Source organism: Sphingobium sp. TomMM15, from assembly GCF_055397045.1.
In genome coordinates this window covers 19,195-41,877 of sequence record NZ_AP027317.1, presented here as the reverse complement: position 1 = coordinate 41,877, position 22,683 = coordinate 19,195, and the positions used below count along the sequence as shown (strand labels likewise).

The following is a 22,683-nucleotide window of genomic DNA, read 5'->3' as shown; positions in this document are numbered from 1 at the left end:
CGATCAACGGCCTCGAGATCGTTGCAGCGGCGCTCGTTCCTTGCCGGGTTCCTGCCGGTTCCGGCCTGACGGCTCAACGGCCCGGACCGAGGTGTCCCGCACCTTGGCCGCCTGAAACTGCCGACCCGCCTGTAGATGCGTTCGCACCTTGTCGTTTGCCACCTTCATCACTCTGGCAACAGCATCGGGATTGTCGAACAAGGCCGCGCGCACCACTGTCTCGATCACGCGAAGCTGGCTCTGTGCCGCCCGCGCATTCTTCTCCCGGCTTTGTTCGGACGGCGTATGCCTAGACCCCTCATCAGCCTGGCGTCGATCGCGACTGGGTTCGCGCGATGCCGGCGCCGTGACGGCAGGGGCGATGCTGTTGCGACTAGCATCGCGCCGCAGTCGGTCCAGCTCCTGCAAATCCCGTTCGCTCGGCCGATATCCTCGTACTTCCAAACCTTGGCGACTGGCTTCGAGCCACGCGGCCCTTCGGAACGTCTCACTGCCGGTAACATGGACGTGCGACCACCCGCGATGGCGAGCGATGGCAACGAGATCGCGCACAACCTCGTCGCTCTCGCTGGAGGTGATGAGCCGTCTGCCTTGGTCGCGGAACGCCGGTTCCTTAGCCTGCGCACTCGTGAAATAAGCAGGCTCGCCCGACCATTTGTTCGTCGTGGAGAAATAGCGCTTTCGCAAGGCATCCGGAATGTCACCAGACGACGACGCCTGGAGGATGGACGGATCGATCGATTTCCCCTTCTTGGTTGCTTCGGGCGACGATTGCGCCGCGTTCGCCGACTTGGCTGCGGCGTCCTGAGCGATCGTATTGCTACGCTTGCTCATACCGCGTGGCACCACAGGTTTTTCAGCGGCCATGATCTGTCCTTTCCTGGATGAGGGGTGAAGATGACGCCCCTTCCGTCTGCACGAGCGCCCGCTCGATCATCGATGACACGAAAGCGATGGCCGCTGCCTCATCGCCGGGCGGCGGCAAGTCGGTCAGGTCGCCCAGGACCAGCATGTCATCGGTAATCTTAGCCGCGCCCGCCAGTTCACCATCGGTCATTTCCCGCATCTTGGTCTCCTCCAGCAAGGCCCCGCCCGTGCTCTTCGCCGTTGGTCCCTGCGCGTCATTGTAAGGGGACACCACCTGATGCTTGCCTGGCGGCAGAACAGTTGGGGACGTAGCAGCGGGGATAGGCCGCGACGGCAGAATAGGCGGCGACAAAACGCGCCGTGTGAAGCGCGGCATTCGATAAAAGGCGATCTTCCTACCACGAACCGGCGCGATCCCGCCGCGCAGCAACAAGAGCTCGGTCTTCGGCATCTGCATCAGCTCCTGCGGCAGCAGGAGGGCGCGGCGCTGATCGGATTCCGACACGCTGCGATTGGCCAACAGCCCATGAATCGTTCGGCTGCGCGATTTCACATTCATCGTGAAGAAGCCGAGCCGCTCTGAAAGCTCGTTCGCGACCTTCAGCTCCTTGGGCGTGAACACCACCTCAAGCCCGCAATTGGCGATGATTTCGTCGGTAACATCGGGACCATAAATGGCCCGCAGCTGCGCCCGGCTCTGGATCACCGGCAGCAGGCGCAAGCCGTATCCAGCGACATAGGAAAAGCCACCCGCGATGACCGAGGCCTTCCCCAGCCTTGCGAATTCATCGAGCAGGATCAGCACTGGGACATTGCTGGCAGCATCGGGCAAATCGCGCGTGTTGAGATCCACCAGCTGCTGCAGGAAGAGGCTGTAAACCGGCGCGATCCGGTCGATATTGTCGGGCGAGACACCGAGATAGATCGACATGCGCCGCGCCCGGACTTCGCGCAGGTCGAAATCGCTTGCCGATGTCGCCGCATCGACGACGGGGTTGAGCCAGAGATTGAGGCGCGCCGTGATCGTCTGCTTAATCCCGGAAAAGGTGTTGTCCGAAGCCGAGGCGAAATCCTGGATTGCCGAAACGCATGCCTGACTTAGGCGCTGTCCCGTCCCCCTCGCTTCTTCCAGGGCCTTGGGAAGATCGCTCTTGGGATCCCCAGTGGTGAGCCGTCGATAGATCTCGCCGATCGTGAAGGGCATGCCAGGATTGGCAGCAACGAGCGAGCCGACGCCGATGAAGGCCGCCCGCGCCGCTTCGGCCCAGAACGGGTCCGATCGTTCCGGCGCGGGGAAGAGCATGACTGCGATTTTCTGAAGCTCGTTGACGACTTCGGTGTCATCGGCTCGCCGGATATGGGCCAGGGGATTGTACCGTGCCGTCCGGCCTTCAGGGTCCAACGGATCGAAGAGGTAAACCGATTGGCCGGCACGTTGGCGATAACCGGCGCTGGTACTCCAATTCTCCCGCTTCACATCGAGCACGACGACCGAATCCGGCCAAGTCAGCAGATTGGGGATGACAACACCGACGCCCTTCCCGGCGCGCGTCGGCGCTTCGAGCAGGACATGCTCGTTCCCGCCGAAAATGAGGAAACGTCCTGCTTTGCGTCCAACGACAATGCCAGATGGCGCGCGCAGCCCCTCGCGTCGGATTTCGCCCTCGCGCGCAAACCGCGCCGTGCCGTGCAAGGCTGGGCCTCGCCGCAGGATCGTGAGGACAAGAAGCGCGACCACGGCGGCGCCAGCCATCGCTCCCCGCTTGATCCAGTCAGCGAGCAGCGGATCGCCGCGATAATACCAGAGCCAGGCCGGCAGAGTGTCGAGATCGATATTAGGTCCGATCTGCCCGAGCCCGAACAAGGCAACGAACAGGGTGATGACGGCCCACAGCAGGATCGCGCCAATGGCGCCCAGGCCGAGTGTCCAAGGATTACGCCGCGGCAGCATCGCCGGCCGTCGGCTCGAAATAGACCTCTTCGACCTCAAACCGCCCGCCGTGACGGCGTGTCTGCACAACGACGTCGACGAGCATGCGAAGGAGCCCGCGAATATCGTCGCGCGCAAGATCGCGGCCGCCTTCCGATTCCTTCACCAGCAGCGTTAGCTGCTCGAACGCGCCGGCGGGTGAACCGGCGTGGACGGTCGTGATCGATCCGGGATGCCCGGAATTGACGTTCCTCAGATAGAAGAATGCGGTGCCGTCGCGTAGTTCCTGCAGCAAGATCCGATCAGGCCGCATGCGCAGTGCGCTTTCGAGCAGCTGCTTGGCGCCAACCTTGGCCAGCCCCTGCCCTTCGCTCGAATAGATCATGTGAACGACATTGCGATGAGGCACGACGAGTTCTCGGGTGTCCTCAATGGTGAGCAACCGCTCCTCCGGAGGGATAAGCTGGATGAGCGCTTTCGCGAGGGTCGTCTTTCCCGAACCCGTGGCGCCACTGACCAGAATGTTCTTGCGTGCCGGAACGGCGACCTTGAAGAATTCCGGCCAGTCGCCCGCGTCGCGCAGCGCCACTAACCGCGCATCGACATCGGTGAGCCCCTTGGCGCTGGCGCGCGTCATCCGGAACAGCCCGGCCCCAGCCAGTTGGTCGATCGGCAGGGTCACGGTCGACGGTTTGCGGATCGTGAAGGAAGGACAACCGCTTGGGGTGACCGACGGTATGACGATCTGGCAGCGCTCTCCGCCCGGCAGGACCGTCGAACAGATCGGGGACTGACCATCGATGTCCTGGTGCGTGAAGCTCGCCGCAGCAACGGCGAGCGTCCCCAGCCAGTCGCTGTCCAGCTCCGGCATCTGCTGCCAGCGCCATCCTTCTCGATCCTCGATCCCCGCTTCCCCCGGTCGATTGACCACCAGCTCCGTGACATCATCCGGCTCCAGGAGCGGCAGGAGCGGCGCGAGATAGTGACGGAGGACGGCGGTATCGCGCATAGCTTACCGCCGCAGTTCCAGATTGTAGACATCGGCAAAGTTGAAATCCTTGGCGACGAAGATGCCGACCTCTTCGCCTTGGTTCTTCTTCAGCACCGGCCGGATATTAATATTGTTCTGCAGGGCGATCGCCGCCCCTTCGCTGGGCGCCCGCGTCACATTGTTGAAATTGCCGTTGCCGCTGGAGGCAGCCTGTCCGGCGATATAGGCAGCATCATCGACGAGCGAGAGGAGCAAGGCTCCGCCAAAACGCGCCCAGAAGAAGCTGTCGACCGCGCCTGCAAGCCCGGCGCGGCCGAGTGCATCGGAGCCAGGCGAGGCAAGATCGATCCGCACGCCCTGAGGCGTTACCGCCCGCGTCCAGAGGACGAGCAGGCGATTTTGCCCTTGCTGGATGCCGCCGCGATATTCGCCGAGAACGCGCGTGCCCTTTTCCATCAGTACGACCCGGCCGTTCTCGGAATAGACGTCCCGCGGAATCAGGCAGGACGTGTAACCGGGCTGCGCGGAATTGATGGCGGTTTGCAGGATACAGGGGATCAACGTGCCCGCCGTAATCAGAAAGTTGCGGTTCGGCAGCATCGCGGCCCGCGCTTCCCCGATCGACGAGCTTTGCCGCAAAAGATCGAGCGCGTTGGGCGCCCTGCCCTCGCTGCTCTCTGGCGCTCCGGCAGCGTTGTCGGGCGCTTCGCCGGCAGCCCCTGCAGCTGTGGGCGCGCCAGCCTCGCGGCCAAGATCGCGACCTCCATAGGCGATCAGCGTGGACCGCCGCGCCTGCTCGGCAAGCGTTGGCCGAGCAGCACTGGTCCCGCTCGGTGCCGCGCCCGGCTGCATGGCGGGCACAATTTGGCCTTCAGGCCCGGGAACGCCAGCTGCAGGATTGAGCACCGGCGCATTGGGATCCGCGTCGGCTGCCCCGAGCGGCCGGCGTTGAGGCGCGACCGCAGCATAATCGACGGTTTCCCGAGCGACGATATCGGGTCGTTCCCGGGCTGCACCTGCCGGCGCGGTGAGGTCGCGAGACGAGGCTTGCTTGCCCGTGCCGGAATGCACCCAAAGAATGCCCAGGACCATCGCCGTGCCGGCGAAGATCAACGCCGTGTTGCGCCGCACAGGTGTCATGCCGCCGATCGGCTCGATTCCCCGCTCGTGAAGAATTTCGTGCCTTTCGGGCGTTGGATCGGCACCGGGCAGCGGGCGCACAACAGGGGACGGTTCATCGGCCATGGTTCATTCCTGCGGATGGGTGATGGTGCGCTCGACGTGAGGCGATCCGGTATTCGTTCCATGATCGACGCCATAAGGTTCGGGCGCCTGGTTATAGATGCACAGCACCTCGCCGCCCCGGCGCAGGCGCAGTTGGCGCGCCACCAAATGAACGACGACGAATTCGTCGCGAACGTCGAAGGGAACCAGCGTTTCGGACCCGTCTGGCCTCACCAGATAAATGGCAGGAACTTCCCGGTTCGCCGGAAACCGCAGCACCGTGAATTGGCCATTGTCGGAAACCTCCGACGGCTGCAGATCGCTCGAACCCTGGACCTTGTAATTCATGTTGCGCGGACCCTCGATCACCGCATGATCGAGGGCACCGCGTACAGCCTGGGCCTCCAGTGCAGCCGCTTGCATCGCGATCTGTGCTGCTCTCAGGCGTTCCGACCGCGCCGCGTCGTCCCTTGGATAGCGGAAGCGCACCTGGAAATAAGCGTGGCCGTTGCGGCCGGTGATCGGCCCATTGCGCGCGGTCAATTCGAAGGCATAGCTGCGCAATACGCCACCGCGGGACGTCGTGACGATGAGGTTGGTCGGTCCAGCCCGCTCGCGTGGCTTGAGGAACAAGATGTGCCCGGCCAACGCGACCTCCCAGGAGACGGTGTCGCCCAGCGCGACGTGCTGGATCGTCTCGTCCTCACTGAGGACAATCTGGGTTGCCGTCCGAAAGGTGCCGACGACGCGATAAACCTGGGTTTCCTCGTAATCCACGAACTTGACGCGAGGGTCGGACGGGCCGCCCCTCGGCACCTCAACCGCATGGCCCGCAGATATGGGTGCGAGCGCCAAGATGATCGCGGCAGCGAGCGCCCTCATCGGATCACCTCCGGGTCGGAGCGGTAATTTTCGACCTGGAAGCCGAGCGGGTTCCGATAGCGATCACCTTCGGCCATCGGCGCGTTGGCATAGGCGAAAGTGACCGTGGCGATCCAATCGCTGCTCTGCGTATCCGTCTCGGTCTGGATCTCCCGCGTAAAGCGCACGTTAGCGACCCGATCATTGATGAAGGCGATGTTGCGCACTCGTGCTTGCACAACGACGTTCTTCCCCCAGGCGTTCTGCGGACTGGCGGCATTGTTGTTGCTGAAGAAGCGCGCCCAGCGCTGCTGCTCCGCAGGCTGCGACAGGATCGTCACGAAGCGGAAATTCTCCTCGGCAGCCGCCGGTATCCAGCTTTCACGCGTCCGGACATATTGCGCGAGAAAGTATTTTGTGACCGCCTCATCATAGCGCATCGGCCGCTGGGTCAGCGCCGTCTGGACATCCACCGCGCCCGTCGTCTGATTGACCCGAATGACATAGGGCACAACGGTCTTGAGCGGGGCCAGCGCGGCGACAGCAAAAATGGATGCGGCCGCAAGGACTGAGGTTACCGCCGCAACAGTCCAAGCAATACGTGTCGATCGCAATGCCGATCGAACCCTGTCCTGGTCCCAGCTTCGCGCTTCCTCGAAATAGCGCTTGAGCCCGGAAGCAGGCACCGCCTCTGCGCCATTGTCAGCAACTCGCATAACGAATGTCCCTTGGCGCAAAGGAAACCTTATCGTCCGGAGGCGCTGGCACTGCGGGCGGAGGCGGTGGATCGCCCACCTGCGGATGAGACAATGGAGGAATGGGCGGCGCGGCACGCGGCGCTGTAGTCGCCGGCACCGGCGATCCGGGCAGAACGCTCCCATAGATATTCACGTCACGCAGATGGTGCCCGTTGCAAACGGCCAGCTTCTTGGGTCCGGAAGCGCATGCCGCGAGGCCCAGCAGTGGAAGGCTGCCGAGCAGGCAGAAAGTAACCTGACGGACGGTGAACGTCGACTTTTGAGGACAGGGCAAGGTCATGGTGATGTCTCGCTATGCCGCTTCGATGGAGCCGCCCCGACGAGCGGCGCGCTCCAGATTGCGGCTGTTGCGCGCAATGCGGCGTTGTCGGAAGGGAGAGGCCATTGTCCCCCATGCGGTCCCGGCGAAGGCGCCGACCCCGGCGGCCGCCCCGCCCGCAATGCCAGTGGCAATCGCAGGAGCCTGGAAGAAGAAGATTGTGCCAAGAAATATGTATGCAGCAAACAGAACGGCGCCGAATGCCGTATCCACGACTCCTTCAGATGCTGCCGTTGCAGCTGCTCCGAGATCGGTAATCAGAGTCGTGACCGCAATGATTACAGCAAGCAAGACAATGTAATTTATGGTTTGTCCAAGCCATCCATGAAAGAACCGCCTTGTCGGTTCGAACAATGCGAGGGCGATGAAAATGGGTCCTAGGGCTATAATGATCGCGAGTGCAACTTTGGCAAATATCGTAATTGCGAAGCCGATAGCCGCCGAGAGACCTGCGAGCGCCTTAAGCCCCAAGCTCAACGCATAAAGTACCAATTTATAAGGGTTGATATCGCTGTAAGTCGCCGCCTCAGTCTCAATACGCGCTATAATGACATCGCTTTGGGCGTAGTAATCGTCAAAAGCTTGGCCAGCTGTCCCGATCGTCTTCCCAGCGAGAGCCTGAGAGATCGCGTCCGGCATCCCATGAAAAAGCGGCATGGTGATCCACTCAGAATAGGCGACCGTCGTTGCGGCAATATACAGCAGGCAGAGCTTGACCATACGGTAGAACAGCTCGCCCCAAGGCTCGCTGATGATCCCACGCATCACCATGTAACCAAAAAGGGCGATATAGATTACGAGGCCGAGTGCCAGCGGCCCGCGCACAACGTCGACCACATTTTGAAGACGCTCATTTAAGAAAAGGTCCATCTTTCCATCAATGTTCGTGTAAAGTGAGCTGAACAAGTCCGTAGCCATGTCGAATTACAACGCGCTACCGTGAGAGCGACTGCATTTTGTTGTTGAGTGTTCGAAGGCTTTCGGCGTTCGAGCACTCCTGCTTGTTCGGGTGCGAGCCATCGGCGCAAGCCTTGGTAAGCTCGCTCAGTTCCTCGGGATGGGAATTCAGATAGTCCTTCCCGCGCGGCGCTCGCTCACACCCGGTTAAGACAGCTGTCGCCAATGCCGCCAGCAAGAAAGCCTTGCCCGTCATTGTGATAGGCTCCCGAGCTTTGAAGCCAATATTGTCTCGCTCTCGCGCTGCGACCGTAGCCGAACGTCGGCTTCCTGCCGCATCCGCAGCGCCTCCAATTGCAGGGCATCATTTTGGATGTGGGCGTTTTCGACCCCTACCCTTGCCTGGATGTCCATGACCTGTTTCGCGTCCGACGCCGTATCGAGCGAGGTGCGCAGGTCTTCCAAGCCCGCTGTGCGTTGGGCCGAGACGCCATAGGCCGACTCCGCGATCGCGGCATCGCGGGCGGCTAGATCGCCATTTCGCAACAGAGTGTCGCGCGACGCCCGCTCATAGGCTGAGGCGCCTGGCCGCAGGTCCGGCAGCGCAATGCGGTTGGCATCGCGAATCCGGGTCGCGGCACTGCCAAGCGATCCCAGGCTCGCATTGTCCGACGACATCAACCTGCCGAGGTCGCGGGCCTCGCGCGGCAGAAGATGGCGCATCGTGTCGGTGGAAAGCGACGGGGCAATGCCGTTGACGTTGGTGACCTGATTGAAGCTACCGTAGAGCTGCTTGGCCTCGGCGATCTGCTCCTTGCCCTGCTCGATCATCGATAGGGTGTTCTTGACCGTGGCGAGCGCCTGCAAATAGCCGGAGCTGTCATAGACCGGTATGCCTTGGGCGGCGGCCGGACCTGCTGTTCCCAGGATAATCGCACCGATCGCTGCGATTTTGCCTTTACGCATAGCTCATCCTTTCCTGCTCGATGGAGACCGACGCTGCTGGTGAAAGAGAGGCAGCCAGTTTTCGGGATCGTCGCCGACCTCGGCGCGGATGGCATCGAGCAGCGTCACCGTTTCCGTAGTGCCCGAGAGAACTGCCAGCTCGTCGGAGAGACCGCCAAGATCGAGCTCGACGACAATTGAGTCATGCCCTTGCTTGACCAGGAACCGGCGGGATTCCGGATTCAGATCATGGCGGATGAGCTTGAATTCCGCCTGGGTCAGACCCAGTCCATCGACATAGTCCGTTTCGCGGCCGTAGGGGTTGGGAAGCAGTATCTTGGTCGCAACCTGCTCCATGATGCTGTGCGAAATGTCCGAACGCAGCGCATCCGCAGGGCTTTGCGTGCCGAAGACAAGAAAGGCATTCTGCTTGCGGTAGGTCTTGAGGCCGTCCTGCGCAAAGGCGCGGAACGCATCGTCCCCCAAGGCTTTCCAGAATTCGTCGATGTCGATCACAAGCCGCCGGCCGTCGAGGAGACCGTCGATCCGGTGGAACATGTACATCATGAGCGGCGTGCGAACTTCGGGGTTGTCGAGAAAATCGGTCATGTCGAAACCGACGAACGGCGCCTCCAGTGACAAAGCGTCGATCTCATTGTCGAACACCCAGCCGAGCGAACCGCCCCGCGCCCATTTCTCCAGCCGGGCACCGATGCCTTCCGGGTCGCGCTGACCGAGCAGCTGGCGAAGCGCGAGAATGGAGCGGTCCTCCGGCGCGAGGCGTCCGAGCGAGGCCAGCCCCTCGTCGATCATACGCTCCTGTGTGACGCCGAGCTGGCCTCCGACCGGCGTCACTAGCTGGCGGATCAAGCGCCCCAGGAAGACAAGATTGCGCGGACCATAGTCGAGTGCCCGCAGCGGAGCGAAACCTGTAGGCTCCCCATTCTTCAGCGTCAGATAGATCCCGCCCGCAGACCGGACATAAATCTCCGCGCCGCGGTCCTTATCGATGAAAATCTGCTGCGCGCCCGTCTTCTCAAGCTGCGCCATCAAAAAATTCTGGACGACGGTCTTGCCCGCGCCGGAAGGACCAATAATCAGTGTGTGGCCCAAATCGCCGACATGGAAGTTGAAATAATAGGGCGATTGCGCGGCCGTCTTCATCATAGCGATCGCAGGCCCCCAATGGTTCTCCTTGGCCCGGCCTGCGGGGTAGGTATGGAACGGCGCCAAGGCAGCAAAATTGCGCGAGGTGATCGCCGCCGGCCGCGCCCGCCATGCGAAATTTCCGGGCAGCTGCGCCCAAAACGCCGCTTCAAGCGCTGGTCCTTCGCGCGCCGCCACCAAACCGGCATCGGCCAGTGCCGCGCGCGCGGCCGAGAGATTGTCGGCAAGCAGCCTTTGGCTATCGGCGAAGAGCGCCAGCGAGAAATGATGCTCCCCGAGCACGAACCGGTTGCTTTGCAGATCGTCGGCGGCATCGGCGAGATCGAGCGCCTGGCTCGCTGCGGCATCCTCGGTCGAGGCCATCTGGTTTTGCCGGCGGCGCAGCCGTTCGGCTGCCCGCGCCTTGCCCATGAAGGTGAAGGATTGCGAGACGACGAAGGCGAAATCCTGGCCGAGCAAGGCATTCATCTGTCCCGGGCGCGTCAGCGCGGGATATTCCCTGATGCCGAAGATCCCCTGCCAGCGGCTCGCGTCATGGGCGCGGATCTCGACCGTCTCGCGTCCGAAAATCACACGCTCACCGTAAAGCGCCGATCCCAGATGACCGCGGACGAGCGGAACCCTGGATCGCGCACCCATCATCACTTGCTCGAGCACCTCAAGCGGGGCGGAGAAGATCAGGCCATTATGCTCGTAGAGGGCGAGGCGCGCCGGGCTGCAGCGGCGGAGCAGCTTCTCGATGTCGCGCGCCTTCTCCTCGAAGCGCGCCAGTTCGTCGGGATCGACTTCCTCCTCCGCGGCCTTGGCTTTCGCGATCCGCTTGAGCAGCAGCCCGGTCCGGTCGGCCGATCCGACGGCCGGACGCATGAGCAGCGTCAGATAATGCTCATTGACGAACATCCGCTTGGCGGTGACGCGCGCCCGATATTTACCGTCGAGCTCGGCGGCGAACTTTGAGCGGAACTGCCCTTCGGGATAGTCCCCTACGGCTGAGCGGACGATGTGGGTCCAGATCGCAAGCCGATCGTCGGCGATGTTGCGCCAGGTGCCGTTGAGCTTCTCGTGCCAATCATTGAGGTGGATCGGATCAGCTGTCTCGAAAGCCAGCCCTTCGAGACGGAACATCATCATGAGATCGCCGCTATCGAGCGCAATCACATCGGGCGTCACATGGCGGGCATAGGGAAGATAGCGCCCGGGCTCCGCTTCTCGGGCCAGAACCCGCCAGGGCGTCTTGCGCGGCGGCAGCTGGGCGGCGGCGCTAGCCACGCGCGAAACCCTTGCGCTTCATCCCCGCGACCGGCAGCGGCGAATAGGAACTGCCGCCCCACCAGCCGCGGTTCCGGCAGCGCGCCTTGGTCAAAGTCCATAACCATAGCAGGCGAAAGGCATTGGCGTCGTGGCGCACGATGAGGCGCGCCACCGCGAGGCACGCGCCGCCGATCGCCACCGCGTAAAGCGGATTTCCGCTAACAATCAGGGTGAGACAGGCAGCAAGCGCGATCGGCAAGGACGCTTCGAGCGGTACGCCCAGCCACATCGTCGGCCGGGTCACCGCAAGGAAAAGCGTTTCCTCGCGCAGCCGCTCGTTCGAGGGCGCTGCCTCCTTCACGCGCCACCTGTGATGGTATCGACGATCCACTGCGCGCTGAAGACGATGAAAATGCCGACGATGACCGTCACCAAAAGGCCGAGGCTCGCCCGTCCGGTGAAGAACATGAAGCCGACGATGACGACGGCGATGACCGCGATCGTCTTGGCGAAAGTTCCCGTCAGCCAGGTCTTGATGTTCTCCGCCATGGACGTGATGCCGTCCGCGCCTTGCGCATGAGCAGGATCACTCAGCAGCAAAGAGAGAAGCATCGCCAGGCCGACGATGCCGGCGATGCGCAGCAGAAGACGCGCCCATTGGGGCTGGGAGCCCAGGCGGGCGGTGATCGCTGTCATGGATGCTGTCCTTTCTGAGAAGTTGCCCCGTCCCCGAAGACCATGAGCGAGGCTTGCCGGGCATCGGCAACGGTGTTCCAACCGGCCGCCTGCGCCGCTGCGAGCCCAGAGGGTTGCCGTTTGGCGATCGCCGCGTCGGCAAGCTGGACGCGCGCCGGCAGGGCCGGCGCTGTTAGCCTGCCGCGGATCAGGGGGATGATGGTCGACGCGCTGGCATAAACCCGGGCGACATAACCATTGCGAAAGCCGCGCCGCCGATCGCCGGTATTGTAGAGCGAGAGCGCTGTTGCGATCGCATGGTCCGAACTCTGGGCGGAGTGCGCCACCGACTGATAATTGGTCGTCAACACCCGCGCGGCGGCGGCAAGGTTGCGGCACGGCTCGAAGGCATCCTCCACCGACAGACCCAGCCATCCGAGGTTGGCGCTGTTGATCTGCCCCAAGCCCAAGTCGATGTTGTGGCCTTGGCGAATGAGGCGACGCGCGGCGGCAATCGCCTGTGCCCTCGTCGCCGGCACCGGCTTGCGCGCACCCGGACTGTTGACCCCGATCGCCAGCGTGTTGAATCGGCTTTCCGTGTGAACGATCGAGATCAGCGTCTCAGGCGCCACGCTTGGCGCGCATGAGCCTGCAAGGGCGAGAAGACTGGCGACGTCGATCATCGAGCGAGATCCTGCAGCCGCTCGATATGGGCCAGCGAGTAGGTCTCGCGGCGTCCATCGCTGAAGGTCATGACAACCCGGCGCCGCGTTGCGGAATCGCGATCGTAGACCTTGGTACGAGCAACACCGCCGCCGCTACAGGCGGGAAGAGAGCCGCCGGTGGCCAAGCGCTGCCACAACTTGGTCATGGGCGCGACGCACTGGGCATATTGCGTCGCGCCACTAGGATTGGAAAGGCACAGTAGATCCTGGCAGCCCAAGTCATTCGCTCGCGCGGGAGTCGGTCGAAGGGCGGTGCCCATGGCGAGCGCCGCCAGGCTGAGAGTCACGCGTTGCATCGGGTCATTCCCCCGCGAGAGACACCTCCCACGTCGGGAATTGGCGTCAGCTATCCGTTGGATTTCACCTCTCTTTTGTTCCGCCCGGCCCCGATTTCGGCAATCCCCCCAGCCGGGGGGAGTTGGCCTGTGCGTTGCTGGTCCAGGAATTCGGCCAGCGCACCTTCCTGATCGGGGCGCAGGGCATCGGTGGCAGCTAGATATTCCGGCGGTTCGCCCCGAAGCAGGATGGACGGACACTGGCCGTCATAATTGCCGAGATTGGGACGGTGCTGCTGGTAGCCGACCAGCGCGGCAAGCTCTGGATCGAACGCACGGGCCGCATTGGGCGGATAGGTCAGCCATTGATTTTCGTAGGGCTTCAGCCAGCCCAAGCAATAGCTGACAATGATGCCACGCCGGATCGCGCCAGTCATGTTGGCGCCGGCGCCATGCAGCGTAGAACCGAGGAAGAGGATCGCCGAACCCCGCTCCGCCTCAACCGCCACGGGCTGCGCGTCCTGCGTGGAGCCGGCATTATGGCTCCCAGGCCAGATCAATGTGGCGCCGTTTTCAGCTTTGAACGGAGAAATCGGCCACATCACGTTGACGAGATATTCGATCTCGCCGGTCGGGCCACGCCACATATCCTGATCCCTGTGAGGAAACTGCGTCGGGGCTCCTGGATGCAGTTCGAGCGCCTGCGTCAGGTTGAGCTGGATGGTATCGCACCAGGGGTCGAGAACCGACCGCACCAAACACATGATCGCGGGATGGCGCACGAGCCGCTCGACAGCAGGTACGCGTTTCAAAAGGCCGCCGAAGCGCTTGGTGCGCGGACCGTAGAAGCCGCCCTGACAAAAGGGTGTGGCGGCAAAACGCGGATCGAGGGCCTGATCGATCTCCGCGATCTCTGTCTTGGATGCGATGTCCCGCAACACGCAGAAGCCCTGCCGCTGCAAATCGTCATCGACCGCAGGTTCGACAGCTTGGCGATAGGTGGAGAGATTTGTCATAGCGCCCTCCTCAAGCAGCCTGGGCTAGATCGGCAAGGCCGACCGAGCGCCAGATGCCGCTGGCCTGCAGCTGCTCGCGGGTGCGGCCGTCAATGTCGATCTGTAAGGCGACAAGGCAGCGTCCGCTTGTCGAGCCGGGGGTGCCGAGGGGACGGCATGCCCAGCCAAAGCTCAGGATCTGTTGGAACCAGGACCACTCAGCGACGCCGGTGTAACTGCCGATATGATTGCAGAGCGCATATTCGACGAGCGCGGACACCAGCCGATTGCGCACCTCCAGGCGCTCTCGTGCGCGCAATCGTCGTGCAAGACAAAAGCGCGTGATCTCGAGGATCGCACCACCCTGGGGAGGCGCTTGTTCACATAGTTCGGAGAAAATGGTGCCGAGAATATGGTCACCGGTCGTGGGAAGCAGCCGCGCCGAGGCAAGATGCTCGCCCTCGGCGTCGGCTATCACGATGTAGACGGCACGGTCATTGTCGAACTGGTCGATTTCATAGCGGCCGGCGACGACCGGCACGTCCCAGCGCAGAAGATCGACAAATACCCGTTTGCGTTCTTCGAACATCGAACGGAACAGGCGGTTCTCCATGGCGCGGGCAGCGCCGGTTTCGATATGCATGACAGCCTCCTTTGGTGAGGCGGTCAGTCGATCAGGCCCGCGTCCTTTCGGTTATCCCCAGTCCTGGGGAGATCATCGGCCGAAAACATCTGCGAAGCTGATCTGTCCATCGAACAATGCGCGGATCGCCAGCAGCGTGCGCTTCGTCACGCCGTAGCGGTCGCGCGCATCCTTTACATGCTGGATCACCGTTTCCTGCCCAATGCCGAGGATTTGGCTAATCTCCCAGTCGGTTTTCCCGCGCGCGACCAGCGCTACACATTCAGCCTGCCGCTCAGTCAGGCTCGGGCCTTCGCATGGAGCTTGGGTTTGCTGGGACAGTCTGCGCGCAGCTTCGAATGCGAAGCTGCCGATCAGCTGGACGAGCGGGAGCTGTCGTTGATCGAGCACGTCGTCTGACCCCATGGCGAATGAGCAGGACCCATTCACCTCACCAGGAATATGGGCAGGAACCGTGAAACCATCGCCCAGCCCGGCGTCGTGCGCCTCCGCCAGGATCGACCGATCAGCAGCGCTGAGCGTGATGAGGGATTGCACCGCCGACCAGGCAAAGCCGATATTGGTGCGATGGCTGGCACGGTGGATCGGGTCACTCGCATAGAGGCGACGCGCCTGGAAACGCTCCACCCATTCTGGCGGATAATCGACGATATGGACAGAGCTCACCGCTGGCTTAAGGTCGATATGGTGGACCAGGGCAAAGTACCGAAAACCCATCTCACGCGTGATCTCGGCCATCAGGCCGGCGAGTGCTCGACTGTCCTCGATTGTCGCGGCGACCGCGCAGAATTCCTGAACTTGGCCAAGCCCGATCATTACGGCCCAAGCGAGATCAGAGGAGCGCGTCCATGTTGAGATGACCGTCGCGAACCGCGCGCAGCACTAGCTGCGTTCGGCGTCGAACGCCGTAGCGCCGGCGCGCGGATTCAACATATTCGTGCACGGTGTCGCGGCTAAGCCCGAGGATCTGGGCAATCTCCCAATCGCTCTTCCCCTGGGCCACGAGCGAGATACATTCGACCTGGCGCGGACTGAGGGAAACGAACGCCAAGGTCCGCATCTCTTCGCCGAGCAGTTCGCGCGCCCGGTCATAAGCGACCGAACCCAGCAACCGGGCGGTGAGAATTTCCGCCGCATCCAACGGTTCATCGCGCGATCGGGCGACGGTGAAAATCGCCTCAGGTTCACCCGGCGTCCTGATCGGCAAACTATAGCCCGCTGCAAGATCATGATTCCTGGCGCGTTTCAGGATGCTTCGCTGGCGCGACGAAAGCTCAAGCACGTCGCCCACCCGATCCCAGGCGAGCCCCGATGGCGTGCGGGCGCAGGCCGCGTGGATGGGGTCCTCGATGTAGTGGCGCTCCTCCAACACCTCTTCGAGCCAGGCCGGCGGATAGGTGGTGAGGAACAGGCGCTGCCCGCCTCCGTGCCGAAGATCGACATTGTGGAGCAGCGTGAACCAGCGGAAGCCGAGTTCGCGCACGGCCGCATCGATGGTGCCTTGCAAATCGCCGAGGTTTCCAGCACGCGCACATTCCACTCCAAAACGCGTGAGGTCGTCCAGGCGGCCGCAGTCTCTTATCTTCTTCGCCATAGACGGTCGAAGCTCGTCGCCAAAAGAACTGCTCGTCCAGCGTTAAGCGGCCAGCTCCGCGATTATCACGGTGAGTTGAGAACGATTCGCAACAAACCTGCTTGGAATGAATCGCCTATGACACTTTGCCTGCTGGTAAAGTGTCATAGGCGACAAAGAACGCTTCATGGTGCGGATTCCGGATTCACATTGATCCTTGTATGTGCTTGATTCAGTCGCGTTATGTTTCATCCCACCACGCCTCTCAAGCCTGCCACCAGCTGCGATATCGCAGCCGTGCTCGAGAGATTGGCGCAGGTCTCAAGCCGCCCCCGCTACGCCTTCATGCTGCTCAACCTGATTGCCCAGGTTGCCGGCCCCGACGGGAGCGCCGGTCCCTGGATCAAGCGGGACAACGAGCTTGTTTCGCTGCGCGACTGGCTTTGCGACGCATTGACGCCCATGGCCCAGCGCGGCCTACGTAACGCAACGTTGGCCGAACGAGTGCACAGAGACCTCATCAGAGGTGGCTCGCTCCCGCGCGATGCAGAGGATGCACAGCGGGCGATCGCTGAGGAAATGCGCGTGCGCATTCGAACCGCCGGCAAAAGCAATCTCAGCCGTGCGGTTTCCGAGCTCGTGAATGCAGGATTCCTGCGCCGCCACTATCAGGGCTATCGCGTCGACCACCAGAACCGCGGCGGGCAACGCCACGCCGTCTACACATTGGTTGGGGATGCGCGTCTTCTCGGCCCGACAGCTCGCGGGCCGAAAGCATCGGTCCAAGGTGAATTCGCGTTCACGGGATAAGCGAACTTGCATCCCGCCTGCAGCATTTGAACAGGATTGCCATCAGGATTGATTGACTTCGGCTATCCCAGCCTGACGCAGAAAATCAGCGGCCCCCAGGTTCATGTCGATCTCCATTCCGGATCGGAGCCAATGATAGACGAAAGGCAGGAGCAGCGGATTGCTGGTTCTGCGCTGGAATATGCTGTTCTGAAATTCGCGCGACCGTCTTTCGCATTCGCTATCGTCACAACCTCCCGCGAGCGCCAGTTCCCATAGTGCTTCAGCCTCTGCGCGGGCCAGCTTCTGAGCATCCGCCGCATCACGCTGCCGGAAAGCATCGCGCACCGCCCAAGACAGAACCGGGGTTGCTGGAACGAGGACCGTGACAACGAAATCGGTGAAGGGCAGATTGAGGGCTAGCCCGGCAGCTACAAGCGCGAGCACTATCGCTACCGCCCCGGCGACCAACAGGAAACTGTAGTTTGCGCGCAGCTTTGCGTCATACCACAGGTTTGTTCGCTGGCAGATTATCCGCGCTAAATGCAATGGCGCCCGTCCAACAGCAGCCGGATACCAATCGATGAGCTTTGCATCACCCTTGGGCCATCGCCGATCCGCCTCGGCGATAATCTCCGGTTCAAGCGGCTTGCCGGCGGCAAATTTGCTCCATGGCAATTTTAGAAGGTCGCAGTCGAACCGCTCGCAGATCAGAGCCGCAGTCTTCAAGCGGCGCTTCAAGGCTCTGTCGAGAAATCCGATGTCGATAAGCGTGAGGCTGACCGATACCGCGGCGGCGACCGGGCGTATCGCCGGCATGAATAGCGCGACGATCGCCATCACAACCGGGACAACGACAGTCAAAGTGACCTGCACCAGCTGCAGATGGGTCGCGCGCCGATAGATTTCGGACCGAGCGCGCAGCAGGCGCAAGAAATGCGGTGTGTTCTGACGCTCAGCTATGTCGTTCATGGTCATTCAATCACCACATGGAACGGCGGACTTTGCCCGACAAGGACATCGTCGGCCATCCTGATGATGAAGGCCTCGGCGAGATGCACTCCCCGATAATGAAGTTCCTCCCACCGCCGTCCATTTTGCTGGGGAGTATAGAAGTCGCCGCGCCCCTGCCGCAGTGACAGCGCCGCAGCGCCGGTGTTGGTGATGCGCCACTGTACCCGAAACCCGCTGGGCAACAGCTGTCCTCCGCCGATCCTTGCCTCGAACCACAGGCCTCCCCGACGAGGCAGCACCTCTCCTGGCGTTACCACCCGAATAGGTGTGGAATTGCGGGATTGATGCCAGGTCGCCGTGACATGGACGTCGCGCGACACTTGCGCCGCCTTGCTCCAGCTGGGCTCGAGCATATGCGGGGGCCGGTAAAAGAAGTCCGGGAGGATCGACACGCCATAATCACGAACGACCTCTACCAGGCTGTCGAGATGAGCGGCTGTGCTGGTCAGCAAAGCGCGCACTCGCGACACGCCCTCCACATTGGCCTTGGACGCTTCTACCACTTCGCCCTTGGCAAAGGCCTCCCCGAAAACACGGCGCCACGCGGTGATGCTGGAAGCGCGGTCTTCCGCGAGATAGGCCTCGTCAATCCATCTACGATATTTGTGAATGAAGGACCTGAAGTTGAGATACTGGGTATCGGTCCAGCTGGCGGCAAAATCCTCGCTCGAAAGCTTCGGGTTCTCCACCCGCGGTTTGGCCGGCCTATCTTGCAGCCAATCATCAAGCCGTCCGATGACTGTCCGCAGGGTGGTGGGGACATCCGAAAATGCGTCGGAATCCTTATCATACCAGTAGATCTGCATGCCCAACAGCGTCGTGAGCAAAACCGAGGGGCACGTGAACGTGGTCTTGATGTCCCGGAGATACTTCATCAACCGCGTCACTTTGCGGAAGCTGTTTGATCCCGACAGCGCGTTGCGCTCACGCAGCCAAGCTGTGAATTCGACCGGTTCGCTCGCATCGAAGCGGTCGGCAGCACGATTGCAGACTTCCAAGCTTCCGTCATATTTCCGCGATCGAACCAGCGGAGCAATATCCACCTTGCGCTCGCCGGGATAGGTAATGGTGACGCAATAATCCCAGGTTTTGGCCTTGGAGCCATAAACGGAGCTGTCAGCGAATGCCTTTCCCAGCTTTGCGACATAGTCCTTCGCGCTCCAGCCATCGACGGGATCGACGACGACCAGCAGGTCGGCATCGAACTCGCCGCCATCAACCGGCTTGATAATGGTGTCGTGCGCCCACGAACCCTGCTCTTCAAATCCACGGACACGGGGAGACCATTCACATTGGCGGATGAAGTTCCTGATCGCTTCCACGTTGGATTCAAGCAGGTCGATGCGAGTCTGATTGAGGTTGACCGTGTCTTTGAGAAACGACGTGAATTGAGAAACCAGCTTCATGATATCGCCTCAGGCCGCCAGAGCGATGGTCGTGCGCTCCGCACGATTGAAGGCGAAGCCTACCGGTATGACCGCGCGCGTCCGGAAAAATGCGACCGTATCCGCGTCGAGTTCGACGCGATCCAGAGGGCCGAGCAGCCAGCTCTCCCCATAGATTTCCAGCCAAACCTCTAAGTTGCGTGTCGCCAACCCACCGAGTGCGAGAATATCCTCGGCAGACACAGACGAATGATTGGTCGCCCGCAGGCAGCCATCGATATCGATGATATGGTGGCCGATCACGGTCCTGTTTACGCATTTCATCCTATCGTCTCCGATTCGGTTGTCACACCGTTACAATCGGCGATGAGGATGACAAAAACGGACACCCATGCTCACAATAAGGAAATCGCCGTTCGCAGGGCCACGAAGCCAGGTATCCGTCTGTCCGTGCGGACGACTTGGGAACTACGTGAATTCAGGACCGGCGCTGCGCTCAGGCGAAACTGGCGAGGCGACCTGAAGCGTCGATCTCGATCGCGCCACGCCAGGCGCCAGGCACCGCAGCCAGATCTTCTGAACAGTGATCGGTGACGATCAGCTTGGTCCAGAACAGGCATATTGGCGCGGTGACCGGTTTGCCCCAGCCCGCAAGGTCGATACGGGCCTTGACCTCGATCCGGATGCCTCGCAGCCGCTTCGCGCCGTCAGTTGCCCCTCGCCACATGACGTTTCCTATGCGTTCGCCCTTAGCGAACAGATACGTCACGTTCGTTACCTCACCCCTGCAAGAAACTCCGCCAGGACAGCGGCATGGTTCACCACAGGATCGCGTGCTGCGTAAAGAAGCGTGATGTCCTGCCTTTTTGCGAGGGCGAGCAGCTGCCCAACCACCTCAGTGTTGTGGGTCAACTCGTCACGGTATTTTTGCCGAAAGGCGTCGAAACGCGCGGGATCGTGAGCGAACCATCCTCGCAGGTCCGGGCTGGGTGCGATGTCCTTGAGCCACAGATCGAGAGCCGCGGCCTGGCGAGAGACCCCTCTCGGCCACAACCGATCGACAAGCACGCGACAGCCATCGTCTGGTGCGAGAGGCGCATAGATCCGCTTGATCTGTATCTTGCCCATCAACTGCCTTTCCTGGCTTTGTGTCCGACCCAGGCCGGAGGATCGCTTGCCGGGAAAGATTCGATCGAAGCCTCATCGATCTCATCGATGAGTTTGCCGCTTGCCAACACTTCACGCACTTGGCGCGTGATTTCCAGCTTAAGGCCAGCCAGGATCGAAGCGCTGCGACTGTCATTGGCCGACGTCACGCAGCCGCAGAAGCGTTCGAGCACGACCTCTTCGACAAGCAGATCAAGCGGTCGATCCTCGACGCGGTGACGTTCGGCGATGCGCCGCGCGGCGGCGGCGACCGCTTCGGGATTGATTGGATCATCATATTCATGCGTCATCGGCCCGCTCCGTATTCGCCTAAACCAAAGCCATCCTGGCCGCAGCGATCAGAACATCGAGCCTCAATCCCGACTACTCATCGCGCCAGATTGAACAAGGTCAGCATACCGCCAATCGCGATACCGAAGACCATCATCATGACACCGGCGATCCGCAGAATATAGGTCAGCGGATCCTCATCCTCATTTCCCGCTCGCAACCGGCTTGCGGGCGGTTTCGGGCGTCCGATAGCTCGCCTGAAGCTGGCCTGCCGGAACGCCATGTTGAAACCGAGCAGCACAAGAAGCAGTCCGAAAAAATCCACGAGCCATACATAACCGGGCACATTTCTCTCCTGAAGTTTCCAGGATTGCCGTGCGCGTTCATCCCGCGCATGCCGCCAATCCCTGATCGAGGCCGGCGATCAGATCTTGTTCGGCTTCGAGGCCAATCGAAAGCCGTAGCAGGCTGTCGCTGATGCCCGCTCTTGAGCGCGCCTCCTCGCCCATATCGGCATGGGTCATGGTCGCCGGATGCGCGACCAGGCTCTCGATCCCACCCAGCGATTCCGCGAGCGTGAAATAGCCGACCGCAGCGACAAACCGCCGAACCGCTTCCACCCCTCCTGCGAGTTCAAAGCTCAACATCGCCCCGAAACCGCGCTGCTGGCGTGAGGCGATCCGGTGGCCGGGATGGGCGACGAGACCTGGATAGTGGACTTGGGACACCGCCGTATGTCGGTCGAGATATTGCGCGACGATCATCGCGTTGCGCTGCTGCTGCTCCATCCGGGCAAATAGCGTGCGAAGGCCCCGTAAGGTTAGCCAGGCATCAAACGGCGCGCCTGTGCTCCCCACGACATTTGCCCAATTACGCAAATCATCGACCTGCACCGGATCAGCCGCGACAACTGCGCCGCCGATCACGTCGGAATGGCCGTTGAGATATTTGGTCGTGGAATGGATGACATAGTCCGCGCCCAGCGCGATCGGTTGCTGGATAGCCGGTGAAAGAAACGTGTTATCGACGGCAACCGCAGCCCCCGCCGAGCGCGATTTTGCGGCAAGCTCTGCGATATCGACGACCCGCATCAAGGGATTGCTCGGCGTCTCGATAAGCACCAGTGCCGGAATGTCCTCCAGCGCGGCGGCAAAGGCGCTCTCGTCCCCCTGATCAACGAACCGGACGACGCAATGCCCTCGGTTCGCGCGCGCCTTCAACAGGCGCATCGTACCGCCGTAGCAATCATGCGGTGCGAGGATAAGATCGCCCGGCCCCATTCTCCCGACGAGAAGATCGAGCGCGGCCATGCCGCTCGCCGTGATGACCGCGCCTGCGCCACCTTCAAGCTTCGCCAGTGCCTGCCCGAGAAGATCGCGGGTGGGATTACCCGCCCGACCATAGTCATAGGAGCCCGGTTGATCGTAGCCGGCAAACTCATATGTGCTCGAAAGATAAAGCGGCGGAGCGACAGCTCCAAAGGCCACATCGCTGGCAACGCCGTGCGCGGCGGCGACTGTCTGAAGGCGAGATGCCTGATCTTTGGGTTCAGTCATTGAAGCAACGCCCCTCTGTTACTTGAAGTACGATGCCAGATCGGCTGAGTGGCCAGTTTGCGGCCCAAATATTTTGTAAGTGACCGGCCTGACCGAACTTCGGAAAGACGCCGGCTGCGGCAGGGGGGGCCGCGAGCCGGCGTCTAACCTGGTGAAGTAGCCGCTAAACCGAGACGCCTGCGCCGCCGTCCAGCGATGCGGCCACATCCTGCACCGATCGCCATACTCCGTCTGCGTCATGCACTTATCCTCGGTTTCTGGCTCCCTTCCCGCGCTCCGGCCTGCTTTCGCAGGATCCTCTCCGGGCGCTGTTGTCGTGAAGCAACTTCACTCTGCAGATCGCGTTGTGCCGGTTAGAATACCATAAGACAAATGAATGTTATTTCTGTTTCAATGCATCATAATT

General features: G+C 61.7%; 27 protein-coding genes. 1 reads left to right on the top strand and 26 read right to left on the bottom strand.

From position 1 onward, the window contains the following. Positions 1 to 3: 3 nt before the first annotated feature. From ACZ51H_RS18560 to ACZ51H_RS18475, 18 genes are all read right to left on the bottom strand, one after another. Positions 4 to 867, bottom strand: a complete 864-nt coding sequence (locus tag ACZ51H_RS18560; RefSeq protein ID WP_464803772.1) for an LPD7 domain-containing protein — start codon at positions 865 to 867, stop codon at positions 4 to 6. Beyond that, the gene (locus ACZ51H_RS18555; protein ID WP_464803771.1) at positions 857 to 2,818 is read right to left on the bottom strand and encodes a type IV secretory system conjugative DNA transfer family protein; all 1,962 of its coding nucleotides are present in this window, start codon (positions 2,816 to 2,818) and stop codon (positions 857 to 859) included. Before ACZ51H_RS18555 ends, ACZ51H_RS18560 begins: the two co-directional genes overlap by 11 nt. Beyond that, the gene (gene virB11 / locus ACZ51H_RS18550) at positions 2,802 to 3,806 is read right to left on the bottom strand and encodes a P-type DNA transfer ATPase VirB11 (RefSeq protein ID WP_464803770.1); all 1,005 of its coding nucleotides are present in this window, start codon (positions 3,804 to 3,806) and stop codon (positions 2,802 to 2,804) included. The genes ACZ51H_RS18555 and virB11 overlap by 17 nt, the downstream gene beginning before the upstream one ends. A gap of 3 nt (positions 3,807 to 3,809) precedes the next feature. Then, positions 3,810 to 5,033: a type IV secretion system protein VirB10 gene (gene virB10, locus ACZ51H_RS18545; protein ID WP_464803769.1), complete on the bottom strand. Its 1,224-nt coding sequence runs from the start codon at positions 5,031 to 5,033 to the stop codon at positions 3,810 to 3,812. 3 nt (positions 5,034 to 5,036) lie between these two features. Next, on the bottom strand, positions 5,037 to 5,894 hold the full coding sequence (gene virB9, locus ACZ51H_RS18540) for a P-type conjugative transfer protein VirB9 (protein ID WP_464803768.1): 858 nt from the start codon (positions 5,892 to 5,894) through the stop codon (positions 5,037 to 5,039). Beyond that, a complete protein-coding gene (locus tag ACZ51H_RS18535; protein WP_464803767.1) occupies positions 5,891 to 6,589 on the bottom strand; it encodes a VirB8 family type IV secretion system protein in 699 nt (232 codons plus the stop codon). Before ACZ51H_RS18535 ends, virB9 begins: the two co-directional genes overlap by 4 nt. A 334-nt stretch (positions 6,590 to 6,923) precedes the next feature. Continuing rightward, positions 6,924 to 7,868 (bottom strand): TrbL/VirB6 family protein, encoded by a 945-nt coding sequence (locus tag ACZ51H_RS18530; RefSeq protein WP_464803766.1) that lies wholly within the window; start codon positions 7,866 to 7,868, stop codon positions 6,924 to 6,926. A 16-nt stretch (positions 7,869 to 7,884) separates the two neighbouring features. After that, positions 7,885 to 8,103 carry an EexN family lipoprotein gene (locus tag ACZ51H_RS18525; RefSeq protein ID WP_007681948.1) on the bottom strand — a complete coding sequence of 73 codons (219 nt, stop codon included), beginning with the start codon at positions 8,101 to 8,103 and terminating at the stop codon, positions 7,885 to 7,887. After that, a complete protein-coding gene (locus ACZ51H_RS18520; RefSeq protein WP_464803765.1) occupies positions 8,100 to 8,813 on the bottom strand; it encodes a TrbJ/VirB5 family protein in 714 nt (237 codons plus the stop codon). The genes ACZ51H_RS18525 and ACZ51H_RS18520 overlap by 4 nt, the downstream gene beginning before the upstream one ends. Before the next feature lie 3 nt (positions 8,814 to 8,816). Beyond that, positions 8,817 to 11,228: a VirB4 family type IV secretion/conjugal transfer ATPase gene (locus ACZ51H_RS18515; protein ID WP_464803764.1), complete on the bottom strand. Its 2,412-nt coding sequence runs from the start codon at positions 11,226 to 11,228 to the stop codon at positions 8,817 to 8,819. Further along, on the bottom strand, positions 11,221 to 11,571 hold the full coding sequence (locus tag ACZ51H_RS18510) for a VirB3 family type IV secretion system protein (protein WP_155187980.1): 351 nt from the start codon (positions 11,569 to 11,571) through the stop codon (positions 11,221 to 11,223). Before ACZ51H_RS18510 ends, ACZ51H_RS18515 begins: the two co-directional genes overlap by 8 nt. Next, on the bottom strand, positions 11,568 to 11,906 hold the full coding sequence (locus ACZ51H_RS18505) for a TrbC/VirB2 family protein (RefSeq protein ID WP_021245259.1): 339 nt from the start codon (positions 11,904 to 11,906) through the stop codon (positions 11,568 to 11,570). Before ACZ51H_RS18505 ends, ACZ51H_RS18510 begins: the two co-directional genes overlap by 4 nt. Continuing rightward, positions 11,903 to 12,568: a lytic transglycosylase domain-containing protein gene (locus ACZ51H_RS18500; protein WP_464803763.1), complete on the bottom strand. Its 666-nt coding sequence runs from the start codon at positions 12,566 to 12,568 to the stop codon at positions 11,903 to 11,905. Before ACZ51H_RS18500 ends, ACZ51H_RS18505 begins: the two co-directional genes overlap by 4 nt. Beyond that, positions 12,565 to 12,906 carry a hypothetical protein gene (locus tag ACZ51H_RS18495; RefSeq protein ID WP_464803762.1) on the bottom strand — a complete coding sequence of 114 codons (342 nt, stop codon included), beginning with the start codon at positions 12,904 to 12,906 and terminating at the stop codon, positions 12,565 to 12,567. The genes ACZ51H_RS18500 and ACZ51H_RS18495 overlap by 4 nt, the downstream gene beginning before the upstream one ends. A 50-nt stretch (positions 12,907 to 12,956) precedes the next feature. Beyond that, positions 12,957 to 13,901, bottom strand: a complete 945-nt coding sequence (locus tag ACZ51H_RS18490; RefSeq protein WP_464803761.1) for a phytanoyl-CoA dioxygenase family protein — start codon at positions 13,899 to 13,901, stop codon at positions 12,957 to 12,959. A gap of 10 nt (positions 13,902 to 13,911) precedes the next feature. Beyond that, positions 13,912 to 14,523 carry an acyl-homoserine-lactone synthase gene (locus tag ACZ51H_RS18485; RefSeq protein ID WP_464803760.1) on the bottom strand — a complete coding sequence of 204 codons (612 nt, stop codon included), beginning with the start codon at positions 14,521 to 14,523 and terminating at the stop codon, positions 13,912 to 13,914. A 72-nt stretch (positions 14,524 to 14,595) separates the two neighbouring features. Beyond that, on the bottom strand, positions 14,596 to 15,339 hold the full coding sequence (locus tag ACZ51H_RS18480) for a LuxR family transcriptional regulator (RefSeq protein WP_464803759.1): 744 nt from the start codon (positions 15,337 to 15,339) through the stop codon (positions 14,596 to 14,598). A gap of 16 nt (positions 15,340 to 15,355) precedes the next feature. Next, the gene (locus ACZ51H_RS18475; protein ID WP_313326530.1) at positions 15,356 to 16,117 is read right to left on the bottom strand and encodes a helix-turn-helix transcriptional regulator; all 762 of its coding nucleotides are present in this window, start codon (positions 16,115 to 16,117) and stop codon (positions 15,356 to 15,358) included. A 222-nt stretch (positions 16,118 to 16,339) separates the two neighbouring features. Between ACZ51H_RS18475 and ACZ51H_RS18470 the strand changes: the two genes are divergently transcribed. Next, entirely contained in the window at positions 16,340 to 16,906 is a 567-nt protein-coding gene (locus tag ACZ51H_RS18470; protein ID WP_069335890.1) for a hypothetical protein, read from the top strand. Positions 16,907 to 16,948: 42 nt separating this feature from the next. On the opposite strand, the gene ACZ51H_RS18465 is transcribed toward ACZ51H_RS18470, so the two are convergent. From ACZ51H_RS18465 to metB, 8 genes are all read right to left on the bottom strand, one after another. Next, entirely contained in the window at positions 16,949 to 17,857 is a 909-nt protein-coding gene (locus ACZ51H_RS18465) for an S-4TM family putative pore-forming effector (protein ID WP_464803758.1), read from the bottom strand. Positions 17,858 to 17,859: 2 nt separating this feature from the next. Next, complete coding sequence (locus tag ACZ51H_RS18460) at positions 17,860 to 19,305, bottom strand: SMODS domain-containing nucleotidyltransferase (RefSeq protein ID WP_464803757.1); 1,446 nt, start codon at positions 19,303 to 19,305, stop codon at positions 17,860 to 17,862. Between the two features lie 9 nt (positions 19,306 to 19,314). After that, a complete protein-coding gene (locus ACZ51H_RS18455) occupies positions 19,315 to 19,608 on the bottom strand; it encodes a hypothetical protein (protein ID WP_464803756.1) in 294 nt (97 codons plus the stop codon). A 172-nt stretch (positions 19,609 to 19,780) separates the two neighbouring features. Beyond that, positions 19,781 to 20,011: a hypothetical protein gene (locus tag ACZ51H_RS18450; RefSeq protein ID WP_021318865.1), complete on the bottom strand. Its 231-nt coding sequence runs from the start codon at positions 20,009 to 20,011 to the stop codon at positions 19,781 to 19,783. A 47-nt stretch (positions 20,012 to 20,058) separates the two neighbouring features. Beyond that, positions 20,059 to 20,412 carry a DUF488 domain-containing protein gene (locus ACZ51H_RS18445; RefSeq protein WP_021318864.1) on the bottom strand — a complete coding sequence of 118 codons (354 nt, stop codon included), beginning with the start codon at positions 20,410 to 20,412 and terminating at the stop codon, positions 20,059 to 20,061. Further along, positions 20,412 to 20,741, bottom strand: a complete 330-nt coding sequence (locus ACZ51H_RS18440; protein WP_021318863.1) for a hypothetical protein — start codon at positions 20,739 to 20,741, stop codon at positions 20,412 to 20,414. Before ACZ51H_RS18440 ends, ACZ51H_RS18445 begins: the two co-directional genes overlap by 1 nt. A gap of 77 nt (positions 20,742 to 20,818) precedes the next feature. Continuing rightward, the gene (locus ACZ51H_RS18435; RefSeq protein WP_015449313.1) at positions 20,819 to 21,067 is read right to left on the bottom strand and encodes a hypothetical protein; all 249 of its coding nucleotides are present in this window, start codon (positions 21,065 to 21,067) and stop codon (positions 20,819 to 20,821) included. A gap of 37 nt (positions 21,068 to 21,104) precedes the next feature. Then, a complete protein-coding gene (gene metB, locus ACZ51H_RS18430; protein WP_464803755.1) occupies positions 21,105 to 22,277 on the bottom strand; it encodes a cystathionine gamma-synthase in 1,173 nt (390 codons plus the stop codon). Positions 22,278 to 22,683: the final 406 nt, after the last annotated feature.

What these genes read in the sequence shown, in the direction of transcription:
- ACZ51H_RS18560 (WP_464803772.1), bottom strand. Translation starts at nt 867, where the DNA reads ATGGCCGCTGAAAAACCTGTGGTGCCACGCGGTATGAGCAAGCGTAGC.
- ACZ51H_RS18555 (WP_464803771.1), bottom strand. Translation starts at nt 2,818, where the DNA reads ATGCTGCCGCGGCGTAATCCTTGGACACTCGGCCTGGGCGCCATTGGC.
- virB11 (WP_464803770.1), bottom strand. Translation starts at nt 3,806, where the DNA reads ATGCGCGATACCGCCGTCCTCCGTCACTATCTCGCGCCGCTCCTGCCG.
- virB10 (WP_464803769.1), bottom strand. Translation starts at nt 5,033, where the DNA reads ATGGCCGATGAACCGTCCCCTGTTGTGCGCCCGCTGCCCGGTGCCGAT.
- virB9 (WP_464803768.1), bottom strand. Translation starts at nt 5,894, where the DNA reads ATGAGGGCGCTCGCTGCCGCGATCATCTTGGCGCTCGCACCCATATCT.
- ACZ51H_RS18535 (WP_464803767.1), bottom strand. Translation starts at nt 6,589, where the DNA reads ATGCGAGTTGCTGACAATGGCGCAGAGGCGGTGCCTGCTTCCGGGCTC.
- ACZ51H_RS18530 (WP_464803766.1), bottom strand. Translation starts at nt 7,868, where the DNA reads ATGGCTACGGACTTGTTCAGCTCACTTTACACGAACATTGATGGAAAG.
- ACZ51H_RS18525 (WP_007681948.1), bottom strand. Translation starts at nt 8,103, where the DNA reads ATGACGGGCAAGGCTTTCTTGCTGGCGGCATTGGCGACAGCTGTCTTA.
- ACZ51H_RS18520 (WP_464803765.1), bottom strand. Translation starts at nt 8,813, where the DNA reads ATGCGTAAAGGCAAAATCGCAGCGATCGGTGCGATTATCCTGGGAACA.
- ACZ51H_RS18505 (WP_021245259.1), bottom strand. Translation starts at nt 11,906, where the DNA reads ATGACAGCGATCACCGCCCGCCTGGGCTCCCAGCCCCAATGGGCGCGT.
- ACZ51H_RS18500 (WP_464803763.1), bottom strand. Translation starts at nt 12,568, where the DNA reads ATGATCGACGTCGCCAGTCTTCTCGCCCTTGCAGGCTCATGCGCGCCA.
- ACZ51H_RS18495 (WP_464803762.1), bottom strand. Translation starts at nt 12,906, where the DNA reads ATGCAACGCGTGACTCTCAGCCTGGCGGCGCTCGCCATGGGCACCGCC.
- ACZ51H_RS18490 (WP_464803761.1), bottom strand. Translation starts at nt 13,901, where the DNA reads ATGACAAATCTCTCCACCTATCGCCAAGCTGTCGAACCTGCGGTCGAT.
- ACZ51H_RS18485 (WP_464803760.1), bottom strand. Translation starts at nt 14,523, where the DNA reads ATGCATATCGAAACCGGCGCTGCCCGCGCCATGGAGAACCGCCTGTTC.
- ACZ51H_RS18480 (WP_464803759.1), bottom strand. Translation starts at nt 15,339, where the DNA reads ATGATCGGGCTTGGCCAAGTTCAGGAATTCTGCGCGGTCGCCGCGACA.
- ACZ51H_RS18475 (WP_313326530.1), bottom strand. Translation starts at nt 16,117, where the DNA reads ATGGCGAAGAAGATAAGAGACTGCGGCCGCCTGGACGACCTCACGCGT.
- ACZ51H_RS18470 (WP_069335890.1), top strand. Translation starts at nt 16,340, where the DNA reads ATGTTTCATCCCACCACGCCTCTCAAGCCTGCCACCAGCTGCGATATC.
- ACZ51H_RS18465 (WP_464803758.1), bottom strand. Translation starts at nt 17,857, where the DNA reads ATGAACGACATAGCTGAGCGTCAGAACACACCGCATTTCTTGCGCCTG.
- ACZ51H_RS18460 (WP_464803757.1), bottom strand. Translation starts at nt 19,305, where the DNA reads ATGAAGCTGGTTTCTCAATTCACGTCGTTTCTCAAAGACACGGTCAAC.
- ACZ51H_RS18455 (WP_464803756.1), bottom strand. Translation starts at nt 19,608, where the DNA reads ATGAAATGCGTAAACAGGACCGTGATCGGCCACCATATCATCGATATC.
- ACZ51H_RS18450 (WP_021318865.1), bottom strand. Translation starts at nt 20,011, where the DNA reads ATGTGGCGAGGGGCAACTGACGGCGCGAAGCGGCTGCGAGGCATCCGG.
- ACZ51H_RS18445 (WP_021318864.1), bottom strand. Translation starts at nt 20,412, where the DNA reads ATGGGCAAGATACAGATCAAGCGGATCTATGCGCCTCTCGCACCAGAC.
- ACZ51H_RS18440 (WP_021318863.1), bottom strand. Translation starts at nt 20,741, where the DNA reads ATGACGCATGAATATGATGATCCAATCAATCCCGAAGCGGTCGCCGCC.
- metB (WP_464803755.1), bottom strand. Translation starts at nt 22,277, where the DNA reads ATGACTGAACCCAAAGATCAGGCATCTCGCCTTCAGACAGTCGCCGCC.